16 protein-coding genes, 1 pseudogene and 1 CRISPR repeat array (1 of these 18 cut by a window edge) are annotated in these 18,512 nt (G+C 55.2%); of the genes and pseudogenes, 12 read left to right on the top strand and 5 right to left on the bottom strand.

All coding sequences use genetic code 11. The annotated features are described in order from the left end of the window. The first annotated feature begins 9 nt into the window (after positions 1-9). From J4859_RS12405 to J4859_RS12385, 5 genes and pseudogenes are all read left to right on the top strand, one after another. Entirely contained in the window at positions 10-1,242 is a 1,233-nt protein-coding gene (locus J4859_RS12405; protein WP_212330194.1) for a lipopolysaccharide biosynthesis protein, read from the top strand. A 215-nt stretch (positions 1,243-1,457) separates the two neighbouring features. After that, positions 1,458-1,712, top strand: coding sequence for a hypothetical protein (locus J4859_RS12400; RefSeq protein WP_212330193.1), 255 nt, complete (start codon positions 1,458-1,460; stop codon positions 1,710-1,712). 15 nt (positions 1,713-1,727) lie between these two features. Next, positions 1,728-1,796, top strand: a pseudogene (locus J4859_RS17895) (hypothetical protein); the annotation flags it as partial. A gap of 45 nt (positions 1,797-1,841) precedes the next feature. Further along, on the top strand, positions 1,842-2,054 hold the full coding sequence (locus J4859_RS12390) for a hypothetical protein (RefSeq protein ID WP_212335325.1): 213 nt from the start codon (positions 1,842-1,844) through the stop codon (positions 2,052-2,054). Positions 2,055-2,594: 540 nt separating this feature from the next. Continuing rightward, complete coding sequence (locus tag J4859_RS12385; RefSeq protein WP_212330191.1) at positions 2,595-2,732, top strand: hypothetical protein; 138 nt, start codon at positions 2,595-2,597, stop codon at positions 2,730-2,732. Between the two features lie 657 nt (positions 2,733-3,389). On the opposite strand, the gene J4859_RS12380 is transcribed toward J4859_RS12385, so the two are convergent. Continuing rightward, positions 3,390-3,821 (bottom strand): Hsp20/alpha crystallin family protein, encoded by a 432-nt coding sequence (locus J4859_RS12380; protein WP_212330189.1) that lies wholly within the window; start codon positions 3,819-3,821, stop codon positions 3,390-3,392. Positions 3,822-3,988: 167 nt separating this feature from the next. Between J4859_RS12380 and J4859_RS12375 the strand changes: the two genes are divergently transcribed. Then, the gene (locus J4859_RS12375; protein WP_212330187.1) at positions 3,989-4,270 is read left to right on the top strand and encodes a hypothetical protein; all 282 of its coding nucleotides are present in this window, start codon (positions 3,989-3,991) and stop codon (positions 4,268-4,270) included. Between the two features lie 36 nt (positions 4,271-4,306). Here the strand turns inward: J4859_RS12375 and J4859_RS12370 are convergent, their stop codons facing one another. Next, positions 4,307-4,570 carry a hypothetical protein gene (locus tag J4859_RS12370; protein WP_212330184.1) on the bottom strand — a complete coding sequence of 88 codons (264 nt, stop codon included), beginning with the start codon at positions 4,568-4,570 and terminating at the stop codon, positions 4,307-4,309. Between the two features lie 1,141 nt (positions 4,571-5,711). On the opposite strand from J4859_RS12370, the gene J4859_RS12365 reads away from it, so the two are divergent. From J4859_RS12365 to mgtA, 3 genes are all read left to right on the top strand, one after another. Next, positions 5,712-5,981: a hypothetical protein gene (locus tag J4859_RS12365; protein ID WP_212328965.1), complete on the top strand. Its 270-nt coding sequence runs from the start codon at positions 5,712-5,714 to the stop codon at positions 5,979-5,981. Positions 5,982-6,079: 98 nt separating this feature from the next. Continuing rightward, positions 6,080-6,268 (top strand): IS3 family transposase, encoded by a 189-nt coding sequence (locus J4859_RS12360; protein ID WP_256436744.1) that lies wholly within the window; start codon positions 6,080-6,082, stop codon positions 6,266-6,268. Between the two features lie 383 nt (positions 6,269-6,651). After that, positions 6,652-9,384 carry a magnesium-translocating P-type ATPase gene (gene mgtA, locus J4859_RS12355; RefSeq protein WP_212330180.1) on the top strand — a complete coding sequence of 911 codons (2,733 nt, stop codon included), beginning with the start codon at positions 6,652-6,654 and terminating at the stop codon, positions 9,382-9,384. A gap of 37 nt (positions 9,385-9,421) precedes the next feature. On the opposite strand, the gene J4859_RS12350 is transcribed toward mgtA, so the two are convergent. Both J4859_RS12350 and J4859_RS12345 read right to left on the bottom strand, forming a co-directional pair. After that, the gene (locus J4859_RS12350) at positions 9,422-9,874 is read right to left on the bottom strand and encodes a hypothetical protein (RefSeq protein WP_212330178.1); all 453 of its coding nucleotides are present in this window, start codon (positions 9,872-9,874) and stop codon (positions 9,422-9,424) included. 619 nt (positions 9,875-10,493) lie between these two features. Next, complete coding sequence (locus J4859_RS12345; protein WP_212330176.1) at positions 10,494-10,721, bottom strand: hypothetical protein; 228 nt, start codon at positions 10,719-10,721, stop codon at positions 10,494-10,496. Between the two features lie 942 nt (positions 10,722-11,663). On the opposite strand from J4859_RS12345, the gene J4859_RS12340 reads away from it, so the two are divergent. Both J4859_RS12340 and J4859_RS12335 read left to right on the top strand, forming a co-directional pair. Further along, complete coding sequence (locus J4859_RS12340; RefSeq protein WP_212330174.1) at positions 11,664-11,843, top strand: IS3 family transposase; 180 nt, start codon at positions 11,664-11,666, stop codon at positions 11,841-11,843. 564 nt (positions 11,844-12,407) lie between these two features. Beyond that, the gene (locus J4859_RS12335) at positions 12,408-14,033 is read left to right on the top strand and encodes a Wadjet anti-phage system protein JetD domain-containing protein (RefSeq protein WP_212330172.1); all 1,626 of its coding nucleotides are present in this window, start codon (positions 12,408-12,410) and stop codon (positions 14,031-14,033) included. Between the two features lie 133 nt (positions 14,034-14,166). Here the strand turns inward: J4859_RS12335 and J4859_RS12330 are convergent, their stop codons facing one another. Continuing rightward, positions 14,167-15,963, bottom strand: coding sequence for an IS1634 family transposase (locus tag J4859_RS12330; protein WP_212330170.1), 1,797 nt, complete (start codon positions 15,961-15,963; stop codon positions 14,167-14,169). A gap of 350 nt (positions 15,964-16,313) precedes the next feature. Here J4859_RS12330 and J4859_RS12325 point away from each other — a divergent pair, with 350 nt between their 5' ends. Further along, positions 16,314-17,558, top strand: a complete 1,245-nt coding sequence (locus tag J4859_RS12325; RefSeq protein ID WP_212330168.1) for a transposase — start codon at positions 16,314-16,316, stop codon at positions 17,556-17,558. Positions 17,559-17,813: 255 nt separating this feature from the next. Then, positions 17,814-18,512: direct repeats of the CRISPR family, unit length 36 nt; unit sequence GTGTCATTACCAGTCAGAACGTCACTGCACCAAAAC (it continues 2,165 nt past the right edge of the window).

Below are 18,512 nucleotides of genomic sequence, written 5' to 3'. Positions count from 1 at the left end.
GGTGTGCAGGTGAATAGCGCGGAAGCACAGCAGCTCAAGAAGAACTATTTCTGGAATACACTGGGAAGCCTCATGACTTCCCTCTCGAGCGTCTTGCTTCTCATAGTTGTGACGCGCACGCTTGGCGCCGAGCTTGGCGGCATCTTCTCTCTGGCTTTTGCGGTAGGGCAGCAGTATCAGATTCTTGGCGCCTTCGAGATGAGGCCCTATCAGGCGACCGATATCAAGGGACGGTTCAGGTTCGGAACTTACCTTGGCTCACGCTACATCACATGTCTAGCCATGCTTCTTGCAATCTGCTGCTATGCACTCTGGACCTACGGCATCTCTTACGAAGCTGGTCTGGCATTCTCCATTGCAGGTCTTAGGTTCTTTGATGCGGCGGAGGATGTATTCCACGGCATGTTTCAGCAGAAGGGGAGACTCGATATTGCAGGAAGAGCCCTGTTTCTTCGTTCTCTAACTTCGACTGTGACATTCACGGTGGTACTTATCGTCACGAGAAATCTTCTGGCTACCTGCACTATCACTGCTCTTTTCTCACTTATCGCTCTTGTCTGGCTCAATATCCCAGCGGCACGGAGTTTTGGTAGTATCCGGCCATCTTTCGCCCTCAAGCCGCTGGGACTCCTCTTCGCAGCGTGCCTTCCGCTCTTCCTCGGATCCTTCCTACAGAGCGACCTCATCAATGTGCCCCGCTATGGAATAGCGGAGATGCTCAGCAATACCGACCAGACCGTCTATGCCATCATCTATATGCCGGCACTTGTCATAAACCTCCTGGTCGGATTTGTCTTCAAGCCGCTCCTGACATCGCTTGCTGAGATGCTCGAGCTTCGCAAGTTGAATGAGTTTATTCGTCTTCTTCTGAAGTGTGTCGCAATTATTGCCGGCGTGTCTATCGCGGGAGAGCTGACAGCTTATCTGATAGACATTCCGATACTGTCCTTGCTCTATGGTGTGAATCTCGATGCATATCTCTCGGCGCTCCTCGTCATCATCCTCGGTGGTGCGTTCAATGCATTGAGCGTCATTCTCTACTATTCGTTGGTTACGATGCGTGCACAGATACTCGTTGTCATCTGTTATCTTGGAGCTGATGTCTTTGCCCATGCCGTATCGGGATGGCTCATCCCCTCATACCAGCTCATGGGTGCTGTCATGACATACGATCTCTCGATGGCGCTCCTCTGCATCATGTTTCTTGTATCGTTCTTTTATAGTTTCAAGAAACAGAAATAACGGCATTGCTTGTTGTCAGTCTTGTCTTGCCCGTACCTGTATGGCTGCAGAGAATGAAAGGACAGACGCTATCCCTGCAGTAGAGGTAACGCAGGGGATCCAAGAAGAAATGCCTTCTGCAAGTGCGTCTGTGCCCTCAGATGTCTCTTCGGCAGAGAAGGCCGCTACGGCATCCGGTGCTGCAGCGGCGGTAGCCGATGAGACGAATACTGCAAATGACTCTCACATCCGCAGACATTCCCCAAGGTCACTGGAACGGTTCTGGAGCTAAGCGTGCCTATGTCTTGGCAGATAGCAAGCCGCTGAAGAATGAGCTTGTGCAGATCGGCGATGATGCGTATCTATTCGATAATGAAGGATATTCCCTTACGGGCTGGCAGGAGATTTCAGACTCCTGGTATTTCTTTGACAACGAAGGTCGCATACAGACCGGCTGGATTTATGGTGGCGCTTGGCCTTATCTTTTCTAATCGGGAGCTATGTAAACTGGCTGGGTCAAGGTCGATGGAACCTGGTATTATCTTTCTGGTCCTGGCGTCATGCAGAGGGGGTAACTCCAGGAAGGCGGCACCTAGTATTGGCTAAATGGTTCTGGCGCTATGACAACGGGCTGGCGCTTCATCGGTGGCTCTTGGTATCTCTTTGCGGATGGCGGCACCATGCTGACGGACTGGCAGCAGACGGATGCCATTTGGTATTACCTGGGAGGCTCGGATACCATAGCAACAGACTGGAGATATATCGATGGCGCTTGGTACTACTTTTACAGGCTCTTCTCTACTTATGGTGGGCAGCACTTCTGCATCCCTTGAGCGCGGGATGCCCGGACAGCCAAGCTTTTGGCGACGGGAGGCTTCGGCTCTAAGGCGCGATATGGATGCTTAGAGCAGGTATGCTGGCAAGGCTCTTTAAGAGATCCCAGTGGGCTTAGGGGCGAATGGAGGTCACAGACGTCTGGTTCGAAAAGCGCAGATGAGCGCAGGACGTGCTCCCTGTGAGGGTGGCACGCGTCAGGGCCAGGCAAGTGGTGAGCCCTGCCTTCCACAGGCGCTGTAGCACCTGTGGCAGACACGAGAGGACCTTGTGGCATCTCAACATCTGGCAATACGAGACCATCGTGCACGGCGCAGTATTGAGGGCCCCAAGGACAGCGTGCATGCTGCAAGGATACCCTGAAAGGTCCGGCCGAAGACGCATCACGGCGCTCTTTGAGGCCCAGCTGATAAGGGATGGCCCTCTTCGGTATGGGCGTTGCGGCCATAAGCCTCTGCACGAGACAGCCCGCGTGCATATGGAGACTGCTTGGGAAGGCGACATCGAAGGCGAGGGATGCAGCAGACTATTCCAGAGTCGTGCGTGTGGGTACAGGCGACACCGCCAAAAGGTGCGACCAAAGCTGTATCAGCATCATGGCTGACCTCAACCGCCAGCGCGCCATCACGAAAGGCAAAGGACAAGGGAGCGGTGTGAAGGCTTTGAGATGCGCTTAAGGAGCACACAGGGACCAGACGAAGGGCTTAGAGGTCATACGCGACATGGCAAAGACATAACTTCCTGGGAGTCACCGCAGCGATGCCTCATGCACGCACTTTATCCCATATTCGCGTCTACAGGAAAAGAGCGCGGCCACTGTGCGAGAAGTGGCAGAAAGAATATATGAGGGAGAGCCTCACAGAGTACCGGCTTGCAAAGAGAGGAGCTCGATCCTGCGAAGACACATCTCAGGGAGGCGCGTGCCTGCCAGATGGCAGAGGCGATGTGCGACGTGTACTCGTGCACCGACAGGGAATCGGCTGCTGCAGCCCCAGACCGCCTCTGCTTGTAGATGATGCACTTGCCATGGCTAAGATGAAGAGGGTAGCAGATACCCTTAGGAAGGAGTGGGAAGAGATCTTGAACTAGTGGAAGAGGGGCTCGACCGAGTCGCTTCTCGAAGGGCTTAACTCCCTCGTCCAGTCAGCAGAAAGTGCTCCTAGGGGCTTCAGGAGCATCGCCTACTTCAAGACGATGATCTTGCTCAGACTGGGAAACTCAAATTCTCGGCCCAGAGACAGCTGGCCTGCACTACCCACTAGAAACGTCGAAGAGTACAAAAAGAGGGACAACGTGCACGAACGCTGTCCCTCTTTGCATCATCATGCGCGAGATTACTGGATCTCGACCTTGGTCGCGTTGTTCTTCTGCTCGGCAATCTTAGGGACCGTGACGGTGAGCACGCCGTCCACGAGCTTCGCAGTGATACCCTCGTTGGTAGCATCCTTCAGATACACACCGCGGCTTGCCTGCCACTCCGAGGTTTCCTTCTGCAAGTAGTTCTTACCCCTGTTCTCGTCGGACTCCTTGTGATCCACGGAGATGGAGAGCCTACCCTCATTGAGCTCGACATCGACCTCGTCTTTCTTGACGCCCGGGAGATGTGCCGTTACCGCGTAGTGATCGCCTGCATCTTCGACGTCCATCGGGAATGCGTCAGACGCATCCACGGAGAGAACAGGTGCGAAGAAGTCATCGATCGCGCCGAACGGCCATGCCCTGCGGAGAACCTTCTCATAGTCACTATAAGGAACCATTCCTGCCATCGTTACCACTCCTTCAAGTGTTCCGGAGGCCCCTCTGAACCTCCTCCGATTTCTTATATATGTAACCGGCGCAAATAGTTTTATACATGAGAAAGAAGAAAATTTTTGTCAATAAGAGACGGGGGTGATAACGGAAATCCGTACCAAGCAACTGGTCTGAAGGACAGATGTATACCCTCGGGGAGAGGACGAGAGCTGAAGAGCTCTATGTCAGGTACGGGAAGAAGGCAGCCGAAGCGGTCGGATTGAGTTGTGCCTCGCTGTACAGATGGAAGCAGGAGCTGGAGTGTGGAAGGAGCGCCGCTATGGAGGGCGCCACGATCGGGGAGCTTAAGGTCCGAAAGGCCGAGATGTGGTTGCTGGAGCTCAGGCGAGTGGATTGGCAACATCTATTTGAACGGAATCGTGAGGGACTCTTCCCTGAACTTGACCGGGCTCATCTAACTTAGCTGTAAGTGCATCCGCTCGTAGCTGTACCACCACACCTAAGCGCTCAGCTTGCAGCTCATAGAGGCTCTCGAAGCTCTTGTGGTAGACAAACTCGGCTTTTTGTATCGTGTTGGTGGACTCGACGATAGCGCTGTCACGGGAGAGCCCTTCTTGTACCTCGATTGCATGATCTCGAAGAGCTCGCCTATCGCCGCACTGTCAAACTTAAAGCCGCACTTGATGTGGAGCTTGTCTTTGCCGAAGAGCAAAAACGTCACGCTTACAAAGGCTGACTTCATAAGCTTCCTTGCGCCGGGCATGTGATCGCCGATATGGCAGATGTCCAGCTCAAGGTGCAGACAGACTCAGGTGCCAGATGCAAAGCACGTACACGTAAGTCAGCTCGCCTGTAAGGTGGGTGTGCGGTACGTGAACGTCGAAGGCGCGCTTAAGGATGCAGGTCAGCTTGGATTTGTTGGGGCGTATAGGCGTGTACCCTCTACGTTATCGCGTCTGCGCCCTCAGAAGGCGAGCTTGCCCTTCCTGGCGCCACAGCGCCTGTGGCTGTCGTGTCTGTGCAGCGACTACGTTTCCGTTCAAGAGATCCTACTCGAGGGCGGCCTTCTTACGGCAGTGCAATCGAGCAGTGGGGCAGCTTCTTCACGCCTAGGATCTTAACATTGCACAGATATCAGGTAGTGATCGGAGCTTTCCTCTATCACGGCTACCTTAGTGCGTATATCAGCGCTGTCTGTTTCCCCTTGCAAGCTCGATGAGCCCTTGCTCTTCAGGGGTCCTGCTTGCGGCGGCTCTGGTAGAGCCGCTCTTATGGATCGCCTTCACCCGGAGGTGCAGAGTCGAGCGACGCAACCCGTACCTCTCAAGTATCTTAAGACGTCGACTTGCCGTTGTCGTAGAGCTTAACCATCTGGCGCTTGAACTTCTCGCTGAGCTTTCTTGGATGCTTGGGGGTTTGCCATTGCGGGGATCGGGGATGCCTTTCTCTCGTATCTTATGTCCCTCATGAAAGCGTCCAGCTAAGTGTAGCCAATCCGATACAGTCGCCGGAGCTCAGGCTCAGATACCATGCAGGGCACAGGCGAGCTTTTGGGAAAAGGGAAGGGCGCCGTCTCGAAAGAACGAGCTGACGAACAGGAAGAAGACGCTGCTAAGCGATAGCCTGCGTCCGAAGTGGAAGCTCTTTTGAGCTTCTGTTCGTACTCTTTCTGCCTAAGGCTGAGCTACCACTACCAAGCCGGCGCCATTGCAATGGGAGATCCGGATGCCAAGCTGCGTGAGAGCATCTGTGCCGTGTTCGATACCAATGATAGCGTGTATGGCAAAAGACGCATGAAGGACGAGCTCGTATCAGGGAGCGCACGGTAGCGCGCACCATGCGCGAGGAAGGCCTGGTGCCCCGCAGGATGCCCAAGAAGAAGTGCGGCTACAGCTCGTAGGAGGGTGAGATATCGGCGCATCCCGGAAATCTCGTGGGGTGCGACTTTACGGCAGGCCTTCCCAACTTCCTTGTGGCTCTCGGGCGTCACGCAGTTTGAGATACCTGCCGGCAAGCTCTGCCTGAGCCCTATCCTCGACTGCTTCGACAGCGCGATCGTGAGCTGGAGGCCCTTAAAGGTCTCCGAGCGCCGAGATAGCCAACTCCATGCCCAGAGCAGCGCTTACCACCACCAAGCAAGAGCGCGGGCATCTGGTGATCCACTCGGACTGTAGCTGCCACTAGCGCTGGCTAGAAGTGGCGAGCCATCTGCAGACAGGCGGGCATGACACGCTCCTAGTCGCGTAAGGGCTACAGCCCGGACAGCTTACGCATGGAGGGCATCTTCGGGACCATGAAGAACGAGATATTCTATGGAAGGGACTGTACGAATACCACGCTGAATGAGCTGGAGGTAAAGATGGACGGACATATCGTCTGGCACAACGAGAAGCGCCAGAAGAGGTCGCTTGGGAGCATGAGCTCGCTACAATACAGGCGCAGCCTGGGGCTTGCGGCTTAGGGAAGACAGGTACGGATTCCCGTTGCCACCCCCGACTTAAAGACTTAGATAGTAGGGAGCCAGGATGAAGCACGATATCTGCATGGCGAGTTTGAAATTAGCATTTGGATTCAGGGTATAAGGAGGATGCATTTGGATCGGACAGATGCCTTCTGTCCTGTGAGCCGATGCGTGCATTCCAGGCCGGCCGTGTGCCCTGACCCTTGGGAGGTGCTTCCTTATGAGCGATGGCTCTTCGACATGTTTCGGAAAACGAAATGATATACATGCCAGATGCTCGCGTATCGGGGAGCGAGGCATCTCCTTTTTGAGGCATCTTGCCTGAGAGAGGCTCATGAGGGGCATGCCCCCTCCGGCGGGTCCCCGGGATTGGGGCTGGATTCATGCTCTGTGCACAGAAGATCTTCCATCCCTTCCAGAAGCAGGCAAAGAGAGCGTCGGGGTATGACGGGCGCTTCGCGAGAACGATAGCGTCTGTTGGTACCGAGGAGCTTCTTAAGGAATTCAATACGCATCCGGGTGGCCTGACGCCTGAGGAGGTCGAGCTTGCCCGTGCTGCCTACGGCGCAAACGAGCTCAGGAAGAGCCACCGCGATCCGGCATGGCTGCGTTTCATCAAGTCATTCGCAGATCCGTTCACAGGTGTGCTTGCGATCCTTGCGGTCGTGACCCTCATGAGTGATGTGCTGTTTGCGGCGCCCGAAGATAGAAATCCGTACTCACTTCTCATCATCATCGCTATGATACTCGTCTCCGGCATCCTGCGTTTCGTGCAGGAAGGCAAGAGCGGCGATGCGGCAGAGGCGCTTGCCAGTTCCATAGAAACGATGGCGACAGTCGAGCGTGCAGACGAGGGTGCCGTCTCGGTCCCGCTTTCCGAGATCGTCGCAGGAGACATCGTGCACCTCACGGCAGGAGATATCGTACCGGCAGATGCCTGCCTCATCTCTGCCAGAGATCTTTTTGTCGGCATGTCCTCGCTTACGGGCGAGAGCCTGCCGGTCGAGCGCATGGCTGGCCCCATCAAGGCGGCAGACGATATTCCCGTGACTGACCTTTCCGATATCGTCTTTATGGGCTCCTCTGTTGTCTCCGGCACAGGGCGTGCCATCGTCTTTGCGACGGGCTCTCATACGCTGATCGGTTCCATGGCAGAAAACCTCGATGGGGAACGTAGGAAGACGGCCTACGACGAGGGCATCGCACAGACGAGTAGCCTGCTTCTGCGCTTCATGGCCGTGATGGCACCTCTCGTCTTCGTAATCTCCGGCATCACGAAGGGCAACTGGCTCCAGGCGCTCCTGTTTGCGCTTTCGGTAGCAGTGGGACTAACGCCCGAGATGCTGCCAATGATCGTCACGACCTGCCTTGCGAAGGGGGCACGCGACCTTGCGGAGCACGAAGTGATCGTGAAGCATCTCGATGCGGTGCAGACTTTGGGCGCTCTCGATGTGCTCTGCACGGACAAGACCGGAACGCTCACGGAGGACCATGTGATTCTCGAGCGCCATCTCGATCTTTCCGGCGAGGAGGATGCGAAAGTTTTGGGCTATGCCTACCTCAACAGCTTCTTTGGGACCGGCGTCAGAAACCTTATAGACTCTGCCATCATCGAGCGTGCCGTTCAGGAGACGAAGAGATCCCCGCGTACCTTTGATGCAGACGGGCTCGCGAACGAGTGGCGGCATGTAGACGAGATCCCCTTCGACTTCGTGCGCAGGCGCGTGAGCGTCGTTGTCGGCAAGAGCGATGGTACACTCCTCATGGTCTCGAAAGGGGCTGTCGAAGAGGTGCTTGCAACTTGCTCTGCGGCTGAGCTCGAAGGGGAGGTGCGGCCCCTCACGGATAATGTCAGGGACCTTATCGCAAGTGAGGTGAGCGACCTCGAACGGCGCGGTATGCGCGTGCTCGCTGTCGCCGTGAAGGACTGCACGGGACATGTGGGGGCATTTGCGCCGGAAGACGAGGCTGGCATGAGGCTGGTCGGCTATCTTGCCTTCCTGGATCCTCCCAAGAAGAGTGCGGCCTCTGCTGTGAAGGCGCTCTTCGAGCATGGCGTAGTGACAAAGGTGCTCACGGGGGATGCGGCGGGTGTTGCCGTGACCGTCGCCGAGACGATCGGTATCCCTGCCGAGCATGTGCTTGAGGGGGCAGAGATCTCGGGGATGACAGACAAAGAGCTCGAAGAGAGGGCAGAACGTACGACGATCTTTGCGAAGCTCACGCCCGATCAGAAGGTGCGCGTCGTCTCGGCACTCCGCCGCCGGGGCCATATCGTCGGCTTCATGGGCGACGGCGTGAACGATGCTGGTGCCATGCGGGCCAGCGACTGCGGCATCTCGGTCGATACGGCTGCCGATGTGTCGAAGGAAGCGGCGGACATCATCCTCACGAAGAAGGACCTTGGTGTCCTCGAGGGGGGCATTGTGAGCGGACGGCGGACTTCTGTCAACATGAACAAGTACGTGAAGATGACAGCAAGCTCGAACTTCGGCAACATCTTCTCCGTGCTCGTGGCGAGCATCTGCCTGCCATTTCTGCCCATGACAGCCGTGCAGCTGCTGCTCCTGAACTTCATCTATGACTGTGCCTGCACAGCCGTGCCGTGGGACCGGGTGGACGACGATGCTCTCATGCGTCCGATCGCGTGGCAACCAGGCTCGATCTCGGGCTTCATGCGTCTCTTCGGCCCGGTGAGCTCTGCCTTCGATATCCTGACGTTTGCGGCGCTCTACTTCTGGATCTGCCCGGCCACGGCAGGAGGGAGCTGGGAGGCGCTTTCTGGCAATGCCTCGGCCCAGGCACTCTTTGCTGGGACATTCCAGGCGGCGTGGTTTGCCGAGTCCATGCTCACACAGGTGCTCTTCGTCCATCTCGTGAGGACGGAGAAAAAGCCGCTCATCGAGTCGAGGGCAGATGTCCGCCTCACGGTCCTGGGCCTCATCGCAGCGGTCCTTGCTCTCCTGATTCCCGAAGGGGTAGTCGGCGAGGCGCTTGGCTTTGCCGTACTGCCGGGAAGCTTCCTGGCGCTCCTGCCCTGGATAGTCGCAGGCTATGCCGTCTGCGTGTTGGCTCAGCGCAGGCGCTATATCGCCCGTTTCGGAAGGCTCCTCTGAAAAAGATGTGCGCTCCAATGCTGTCCGGGGCGCACAGTCAGCTGAGGTCGGGATAGCCGCGCTGCCCCTCAGCGCTTTGAAGAGTACGATAGCGCAGGCGTTCGAGAGGTTCAGCGATGTCACGACAGATGCCCTTGGATCGACGAAGTTGCCGTATGCGTCGCACTCGAGCTCGGAATGGAGTGCGTTGAAGCTCTTGTGCCCACGTGTCGGCATTCGAAAGCGCTGCATCGGTCTTCATGGGGATGTGCTTGGCGAGGGAAGGATGTGTCGAGATGAGTTCGCGCGAGAGGCCTGCGCTCTCTTTCCCGAAGATGAAATAGTCGCCGCCATGGTAGACGTCCTCGCCGATGCTTCTTTGTCTTGCCTTCGTGAGCAGATGTACATGCAGGTCGGATGAAGTCCCTGTGCACTCTTCCGTATTGGCGGCAAGGTCAGCCTGGATGACAGGGTTTGCGTCCACGAAGTATTCCCAGTCGGGGTAGGTCACGTAATCGAGGCCCTGTCAGTAGGCAAGACCAGTACGCTTCAGGGCATGCGCATCGAGAGAGGTCCAGTGCTGTTGATAGTCTTGCGCACTTTCAGATAGCCCATCCATTATCCGTTAGGCATTATTGAGCGTTTCTTACACTTCTTGGAGTGGTGTCATATCCATATAACGCCCATCACTCCAATGACTCTGTTATGTATCAGTGAGGTGGACCCTGAACTCCGCACAGATAGTCGGCAAGTCTGCCTGCATACTCTAAAGGGGTCAGCCAGCCCAGGCGTCCCTGTCTCCCGAGATTGTTGTGGTAGCTGACGTATTCGTCGACCCTTTCCATGATCTTCTCTGTCAGGAGATGGGCTGTTTCTCCCATCTGCTCCCAGAAGCTCTCGATGCAGGCACTGTCCCAGCAACATGTCCGCCTCGATATCGACTGGCGGGCCCCAAGCTGCCTGAGCTTGTCGCTGTAGGCCCTTGCGGTATAGTGGATGCCCTGGTTTGAGTATGCCCAGATGTCGTCGGGAAGCTCGAACCTTTTGAATTGATCGGTATGTATCGAACACCAGCTTCTCCTCCATCGAGGTTAAGCACTTGTAGGCAAGAAGCACGATCGCTCTTACAGTTAAGGATGTCGGACATGTAAAGGGAGCTCTCGTCCCTGTATAGGAGGTAGGTGTTTGTCGGTGGAGACGACCTTCAAGGGATCTTCGCTCCTGAAGTTTCTGTCCACAGCACTGGGCGCCACCCGGGGCTTGCTGTCCTGCCCGATCGGGTGGTAGGGCCTCCTGCACTTCCTGCCCCACACGATGCTGAACTTGCCCATGATGCTCTGCACCTTCTTGCACCTCATCCTGGCCTTCTGCTCGGAACAAGGCTGTCGGTGATCTGGCGCGAGCCCTTCCTGAAGCCGTGAGTGGAGAAGGCTACCTGCACCTGCTGATCTGGACCCCGTATTCCACACACCGAAAACGGAATTGTGAAATAGTTCGATTCCGCTCGGCGGCGAGTCATGGATAGAACGGGGTTTCGTATATGATCGATGGGAAGTTCACGAAAGAAGAGCGCGCCTATCTCACCTCGCTCGATGCGCTGGACGAGCTCCTGGCGGATCGGCACGCTCAGAAAAGGAAGGAGGCTCCTTTGCCAGCCTGTGGCGCACCGCCTGTCTGAAGAAGTCTAGCTACTTTTGCCAGATTGGCACCTTGGTAGCCGACAGGGACAAAGATGTCAGGAAGCTGGTCGCAGGTATATTCGATGCGAATAGAAGACCCTACAGCAGGCTCTACATACGCGATAAGATAGTAGCCGACCTTAAAGATCAACATGGTGGTCGGCAAGCACAGGATATCTCACATCCTTAAAAGAGGAGGGCAAGGTGGCCTTAAGCTGTAAGAAGCCGAGGAAGAACAAGTCTTGCACCTCCTGTGCAGGCAAGATATCAGACAACCCTGACAGTTTTGTGAAGCAAGACTTCAGGGCGGGCCTGTCCAACTTCCGTGTGGCTCACTAGCGTCTTGCAGTTTGAGATACCCACCGACAAGCCCTACTTTAAGCTTTATCTTTAAACTGTCTTAATGCCTCCTAGCCTCAGATAGCAAACTTAGTGCTGCGCGCTGCTATCGCCGCGATAAGCAAAGGTAAGCGAAAAGCATCTCGCAACCCAGCAGCGACAGGAGGCACCACTGCTGCTGAGCAGAGTGGATATAGATCTTTTCCGAGGCGGGTATCACCACATCGATGCCACCTAAGGGCTGCCCTTGCCACAACCAGAAGGGTTAAGGCCTTCTTCGAAGTGTTCAAGACAGAGATGTTTTGCAAGCGCAAGTGGGACGGCACTACCTTAGACGAGTTTGAAAGGAGTGCATCGATCTGCTATATCGTCAGGTACAACACGACAAGGCACAAGTGCTCGCTTAAAGGCGTGAGCCCAATGGAGTTCAGGAAGGCTTTGGGCTTGGCTCTGGCAGCTTAGGATTATCGATGGAAATGGTACGGATTTACGTTACCACCCTCAAGGCGAAATTCCGACTTGACAATTAGAAGGGCATCACACAAAGCACGGGTTGCTCTTCCACCATGAACTTTGGGAAGGGAAGCGCTTGTAGAGCAGAGCCTGAACAGAAAGGGTCAAATGGAGGGACAACGCCCTCATGAAAAGATAGCTCAAGACGCTCAAGGGTAAATGCCTGTGGCAGGAGGAGTACAGCACACCTGCAGAGCTTAAGGGTAACCATCGAGAAGCTTGTTACGTGGTACAACGAAGAGCGGATCCACCATGGGTTTAGCTGCGGCACGCCGGTACAAATGGTACAGGAGTATCGTCTGCGAGGCTGCATAGCCCTACAATGGTGCTGTTCGGACAGGAAGGGATTCACAGAAGGGATCAGGCTTTCCCTGTCTCACAGGTTCGACCACTTCACTGAGACGGAAAACACAGATAACAAACTATCTGAAACGCAAATGAACCTTTAGGCACTTATGCAGGTGAAACAGTAAAAGCCTATTTTGGTATAGGCAACAGAAAGGATTGGATACTATGGCACACAAGCTCAACGAGGCGGAACGACAACACATCGTTTGGCTACGCGATGCCTTGACATCGCATTTTCCACCCGCGAAGCGCAGTGCGGCACCAGGTCTTGCAAGCGCTCTAGTTCGACTCGCTGGACAGACGATCTCTAAGAAAGAGCTTGAAGAAATCCTTGATAAGTATGAAGCCAATGTACCTGAGCTCAAATCATGTGTGATCAACATCGCATTAAAAAAGACATCAAACAGTTCTTATGCTCTGAAAGATATGTCAGAGGATGTTCAGAAAGATCCTAAGAAATCAAAGGATAGCAAGTCGAAGACGACTGACAAACCAAAGATTCCACAGAAAGCTATCTCTCAGGATGCGAAGCCTCAAAAGAAGATTGAAGCCCATCCTGAGACTGAGAAAACTGACAAGGCAGATCCTTCGAAGTCGACACAGAATGCTGCAGATGCATCGGAAAAAGATAAAAAGTCTGATGCTCCTCAAAATGCGCAAGGAAAGATGAAAGACAATACTCTCGCAGTTTCTGCAGAGAAGGTGAAGACTCCACTGGTGCATGAAGGCCCCAAACGCGTGCATCACGTGATTGAGCACCAGAAATCAGAGGCATCTGTAAAAGAGCATGAAACTAAGACTAAATCTTCTCATACGCAGCAGCACAAATGGGCTACTCAACGAATTATCACGACAAGAAACGCTCAGAAGGCGCCTAAAGTATCTGAGAAGAAATCACCGGAAATAAAACAGGATTTACCGCCGCTGCCTGAACCGCGTGATTTGCGAAAAATTCCTCGCGTTCGTCGTGGTGGGGAGACAGAAGATGAGATTCGCGAAAAGATTATCCAGCTCGATAAACGCTTCTGGATGAATGGGTGGCTCTTAGCCCATCCAAAGGCTTACACCTTATTTGAAAAGGAAATTATGGCGATTGATGCCACTCTTAAAGCAGGGGAGATTCCAAGCCATCTCAGCCGCAGACAGTTAGCATATAAGCTTGATGGGGACGAGAAATTCTTTGAATACAATTCTGACGGATTCCGCCTTCTTCGAGCATTAGGGATGGAAGACCTAATCCAACATAGGCCACTTCCGAAGACCGATCTAATCTATCATGCACCGAGACGTCGCAAGCACATGCGAGTGCTCGTGACCGAAAACCTGGATCCTTACCTCGACGTGCGCGATCTGATGTACGAGGAAGGTAAGACGACCATCTTGGGCGAACACATCCATGCAGTTGTTCTGGGTGGTGGCTCACCGGTATTGGAACACAACCGACTACAGTTGCTGCTTGATACGCTTGGAGCCGAAAAGATTGATCTACTTTATTGGGGCGATATTGACCGAGCAGGCGTCAACCTTATGGCCCGTCTCCAGGACGTCTTGGGCGACTCGTATAAGGTGAAGCCCTTTGCGTCGGCCTATACACTGATGGTAGATAAGGCTATAGAGCGTTTCCCTAAGCCGGAAGATAACGAGCGGACTAAACAGATTAACATTGAAGAGGTTGACCCCACCTTGTTGTGCTCAGCACTTAACAAGAAGGAAAGCAACTATGTACGTGAGGTCCTCGAAGATTGCGCTTTGATTCCACAAGAGATAATCACAAAAGACGATCTGAAATAAGGAGCGAAGTAGAACAAGAAAGCTACAAGTGATTCAATATCACATGTAACTCTTTTTCTGGTTCAATCCTAAAAGCTGTGGGCAGATGCCCAGAAAGACAGAGAACCTGACTTTTGCAGTTAAAAAGGCTGTTTTACCTATTCTGAACTGGTAAAACAGCCTTTTTTTCCTTGTATATTTTCTGTAGTGTTACGCGGGCTTCCAGCGAACTTCCTTGCCCTTTCTGAACAAGGCCTTGAGCGAGGACATGGTCATCCACTTGCGCGGGGCCTCTTCCCCTATCAGGGAGAAGAGCTCGTCGGTGAGGTCCGTGCGGTGGCTCAGGAGCCACCACTCGCCCTCCGCGTGCACGCATTCCTGCGCGCGGAGGGCGCCCAGGATTTCCCCCGCCGAGTGCCTGTGCCCGAGCGCGTGCTCGATGACGCGCTCGATGGTAAGCGCTATGTAGCAGGTGAGGAAGTGGGTGGATGTGCTCCCTCGTCCACACGAACACAAGACGCGCCCTCAGGTGCGACTTCGTGACCTTGAACGACTCCTCGATCCTCCAAAGCTCCCGGTAGGTGTCGATGACGTGAGCGGGCTCCCAGGAGGTCTCGGAGGTGACGATGCAGTAGTAGCCGTCGCATGCCGCGTCCTCGTCTATCGCCTTCAGGTCAAGCTCGGGCTTCTTGGGATTGTCGATCACCTCTCCCGTGTCGGCGTCGAACTCGACGTTGCGCACGTACTTGGCGGCGTCGAGGTGGGTGGCCTTGGTGTATTTGCCGGGGGATTTGACAAGCTGCTCGGATTTCTGGAGCACTTTTTCCCTCTCATGGCGGGCGCGCTCGGCGTACTTGCGCGACCAAAACGCCACCACGAGGACCGGGACCTCGACCTCGTGGGCCTTGCCGTCGTGCGAGTCCTCCCTTGGGACCTTGACGAGTTTCACGTCCTGGCGCGACTTCATCTTGAACTCGCCGTCCCCCCGCACGTCGTAGCCCCCGTCGGAAAGGACCCACTCCCTGAGCTCGCGGCGCGACTTGGCGCCGCGTATCGACTGCGAGAACACGAACCCGTCCCCTCGGGCCACGGTGGCTATTATGTTGCGCGCGCAGTTCATGTCCTTGTCGGCGACCGTGACCACGCGCCCCATGCCCGCGGCGCGCTTCGCCTCCGGGAGGGCGTCGATCAGCGTGGCGTCGTCGTGGGTGTTCCCCAAGAAGAGGTTGAAGTCCACCGGCACCCCGTTGCCGTCCTGCATGAGTCCCATCTGCACGATCGGCAGCGGCCTGTGCTCCTTGCCCGCGCCGCGGCGGCGCAAGTCGTCCCCGTCGCTCTCGAAGAAGTAGTTCGTGCAGTCGTAGTAGCTGTTGGAGAGGTCCCTTATCCCCGCGGCGGCGATGGAGGCGTTCATCTTGGAGACGATCGCCCCCTTCATGCGGGAGAGCTCGCCCAGCCCCCGGTACACGTCCGCCTCGCCGAGGTCGGCCTTGAGGAGGTGCCTGTCGGCGCGTTGCCAGGCGGCATGCTTGGACCCTGGCGAGAGCAGCCTCTCGGAGACCAGAAGGCGCAGGAGGGAGTTGACGTCGAAGGCCACCTTGCGCCCGCGCATGTTGGAGCGGATCGAGCCCTCTATGCCCAAGGCGTCGTAGTAGGCCATAGGCACCGCGTCCCCGACGCACTTGCGGTTGGCCGCGCGCTTGTCCACCTTCTGGAGCGGGTGGATCGTGATGGCCTGGGGCCCCTCGGCGGCGAGGCGCTCCTCGTCCATGGCCTTCACGACCTCGGCGAAGTGGGCGAGCGGGTCCTTGAATTCCTTCTCGAGCTCGTCGACGTAGCCGAACGTCTCGACGCTCCTTTGCTTGGGCCTGCCGGTCTTCGGGTCGCGATAGCCCTGCACGGCCGACAGCGTGATCCGGCCGTTGGGCCTCTTCGTCTTCTTGAGGAACATGTGAAAGCGCCTCCCGCCTGCGGCAACATTGCTTCCTTATTGTAGGGTAAATTACCGTACATAACAAGTAAAATACTTGAAGTTTGATATAAAAAATTGCCCAGTTACCTGGGCACGCGACGGAATCGTTAGCTATTCAAACTGCAAAACTGTGGAGACGATCTGAAATAAGGAGCGAAGTAGAACAAGAAAGCTACAAGTGATTCAATATCACATGTAACTCTTTTTCTGGTTCAATCCTAAAAGCTGTGGGCGGATGCCAGCGGCGTAGCGCCCTCAGAGACAGAAAAGCGGCCATCCTCTAGAATCTTGCATCGCGACGTGTAGACTCCGAAGAAGGATGGAGCGCGATGACAAGTGTAGCATCCGCGGCAGCCCAGCTGCCCGCCGTTTCCCATGCCGATGAGGCTGCCGCTCCCGGCTTCATCCAGATCTCCTCGCATCTGGACGGCTTCATGCAGACAGGCACGCCGAAAGAGAGCGCACGCACAGAGGAGTTCGGGACATCCACTAGGAGATGCCAAAGGGCAGTGCAGATCCTCACTGTCCCAAGCAGGATGATTGCCAAGGAAGCTCCATGCTGCCCCTGCTGCGGAAGGACGATGGAGAAAAACGGGAAGGCCTCCATTGCGCTTCGGCACCTGCCCCTCGGGATGGAGAGGGCAAGGATCGAGGTATCCCGCCCAAGATGGGCATGCAGGGAGTGCAGGGGCACCCTCACGGAAGAGGTGCCGTTCAGGGCGCCAGGCCAGCGCATCACGCTGCCGCTCCTGACATTCGTGTATGACCTGCTCGCCTTGGGCCAGACCCTCAAGGCGGTATCGCTCACGGCAGGGCTCAACAGGAATGTCGTGAAAAAGATCGACAAGGCGAGGCTCTCTGGGCTCTACATGGAAGAGGATGGGGACAAAGAGAGGAAGCTCCGCAAGCCGGCGTGCTACCTGGGCGCAGACGAGTTCAAGCTGTACAATTGCCGCCGCTGGGCCACCGTGATCATAGACCTTAAGATGGGCCATGTCCTGTGGCTTGCATACTTCAAGAAGAAGCAAGTCGTATACGACTTGTGCGACTTCGTCGGGGAGGAATGGATGTCGAAGGTGGAGGCCATCGCCTGCGACATGAACGCCGACTTCGAGCGGGCATTCCTGAAAAGGCACCCGCGCCTGGATGTCGTCTACGACCACTTCCACCTCGTGAAGAACTTCAACGAGAAGGTGATCTGTAAGGTCATAAAGGATAAGCAGGCAAGGCTTAAGGACGAAGGCGATGCCGATGCGGCGCGTGCCCTCAAGCATTCCACATACATCCTCATGTCCTGTGCGGACACCAGCAAGAGGAAGGAGCGGGATGTACGTGCCGGCAAGGTCGTCTTAAGGGGAAGCGCCCTCTTCGGAAAGCAGGAGGCTACCCAGAAGGGCGGAAGCCGCCAGAGGTACAAGGACCTCATAGCCCAAAACGAGCTGCTGGCTGCCTGCGACATCGCGGGTGAGATGCTCTCCAGGGCCTACGGCTTACAGGCAGCAGAAGCGCATGCGCGATGCGACGGAGCAGATAGTGGAGGTCTGCCGGGGAACGAAAGACAGGCACTTCGCTAAGGTTCGCCAGGCTCGTGGAGTCGCACATGGACGGCATCGTGGCGCACGCCAGGCACCGGATCACCTCAGGCAAGAAGGCACGAACCAGATGATCAAGACGCTCAGGAGGGCAGGCTAGGGATACCCTAACGACGAGTACTTCTTCCTCAAGATATTCGATACCAGCAGGCGCTACTCGGAGCCTTCCGGAGCTGTGTCGTGATGGGGGTGCCCACAGGAATTAGGACTGAACCAGTTTTTTTGACGCACCGCATAGTGTCATTACCAGTCAGAACGTCACTGCACCAAAACATAACCTGTAACATTTGCAAAATATTCGTGTGTCATTACCAGTCAGAACGTCACTGCACCAAAACTAGCCTGAAGGCCAAGGGGCTCCTGTCTGAGTGTCATTACCAGTCAGAACGTCACTGCACCAAAACACCAGATTGCCGATGGAGTAATCGACTTGTGTGTCATTACCAGTCAGAACGTCACTGCACCAAAACATAACCTGTAACATTTGCAAAATATTCGTGTGTCATTACCAGTCAGAACGTCACTGCACCAAAACATAACCTGTAACATTTGCAAAATATTCGTGTGTCATTACCAGTCAGAACGTCACTGCACCAAAACAAATGGATTCCCATTTTTGTCAACGACTTGTGTCATTACCAGTCAGAACGTCACTGCACCAAAACACCATGTTATAGCCCTCGTTCTCAAGTTTTGTGTCATTACCAGTCAGAACGTCACTGCACCAAAACCATCTCCCCATATTGCATTTCCTTTCACAGGTGTCATTACCAGTCAGAACGTCACTGCACCAAAACTCTTTACCATCAGGGACGCCGACTGCAAGTGTGTCATTACCAGTCAGAACGTCACTGCACCAAAACTAATCCTTTGATGCCACATTGCCATTTTCAGTGTCATTACCAGTCAGAACGTCACTGCACCAAAACGCATAAG

This window comes from Atopobium sp. oral taxon 416 (genome assembly GCF_018128285.1).
GTDB lineage: Bacteria > Actinomycetota > Coriobacteriia > Coriobacteriales > Atopobiaceae > Olsenella_L.
This window is presented reverse-complemented; position numbering and strand designations above follow the sequence as displayed.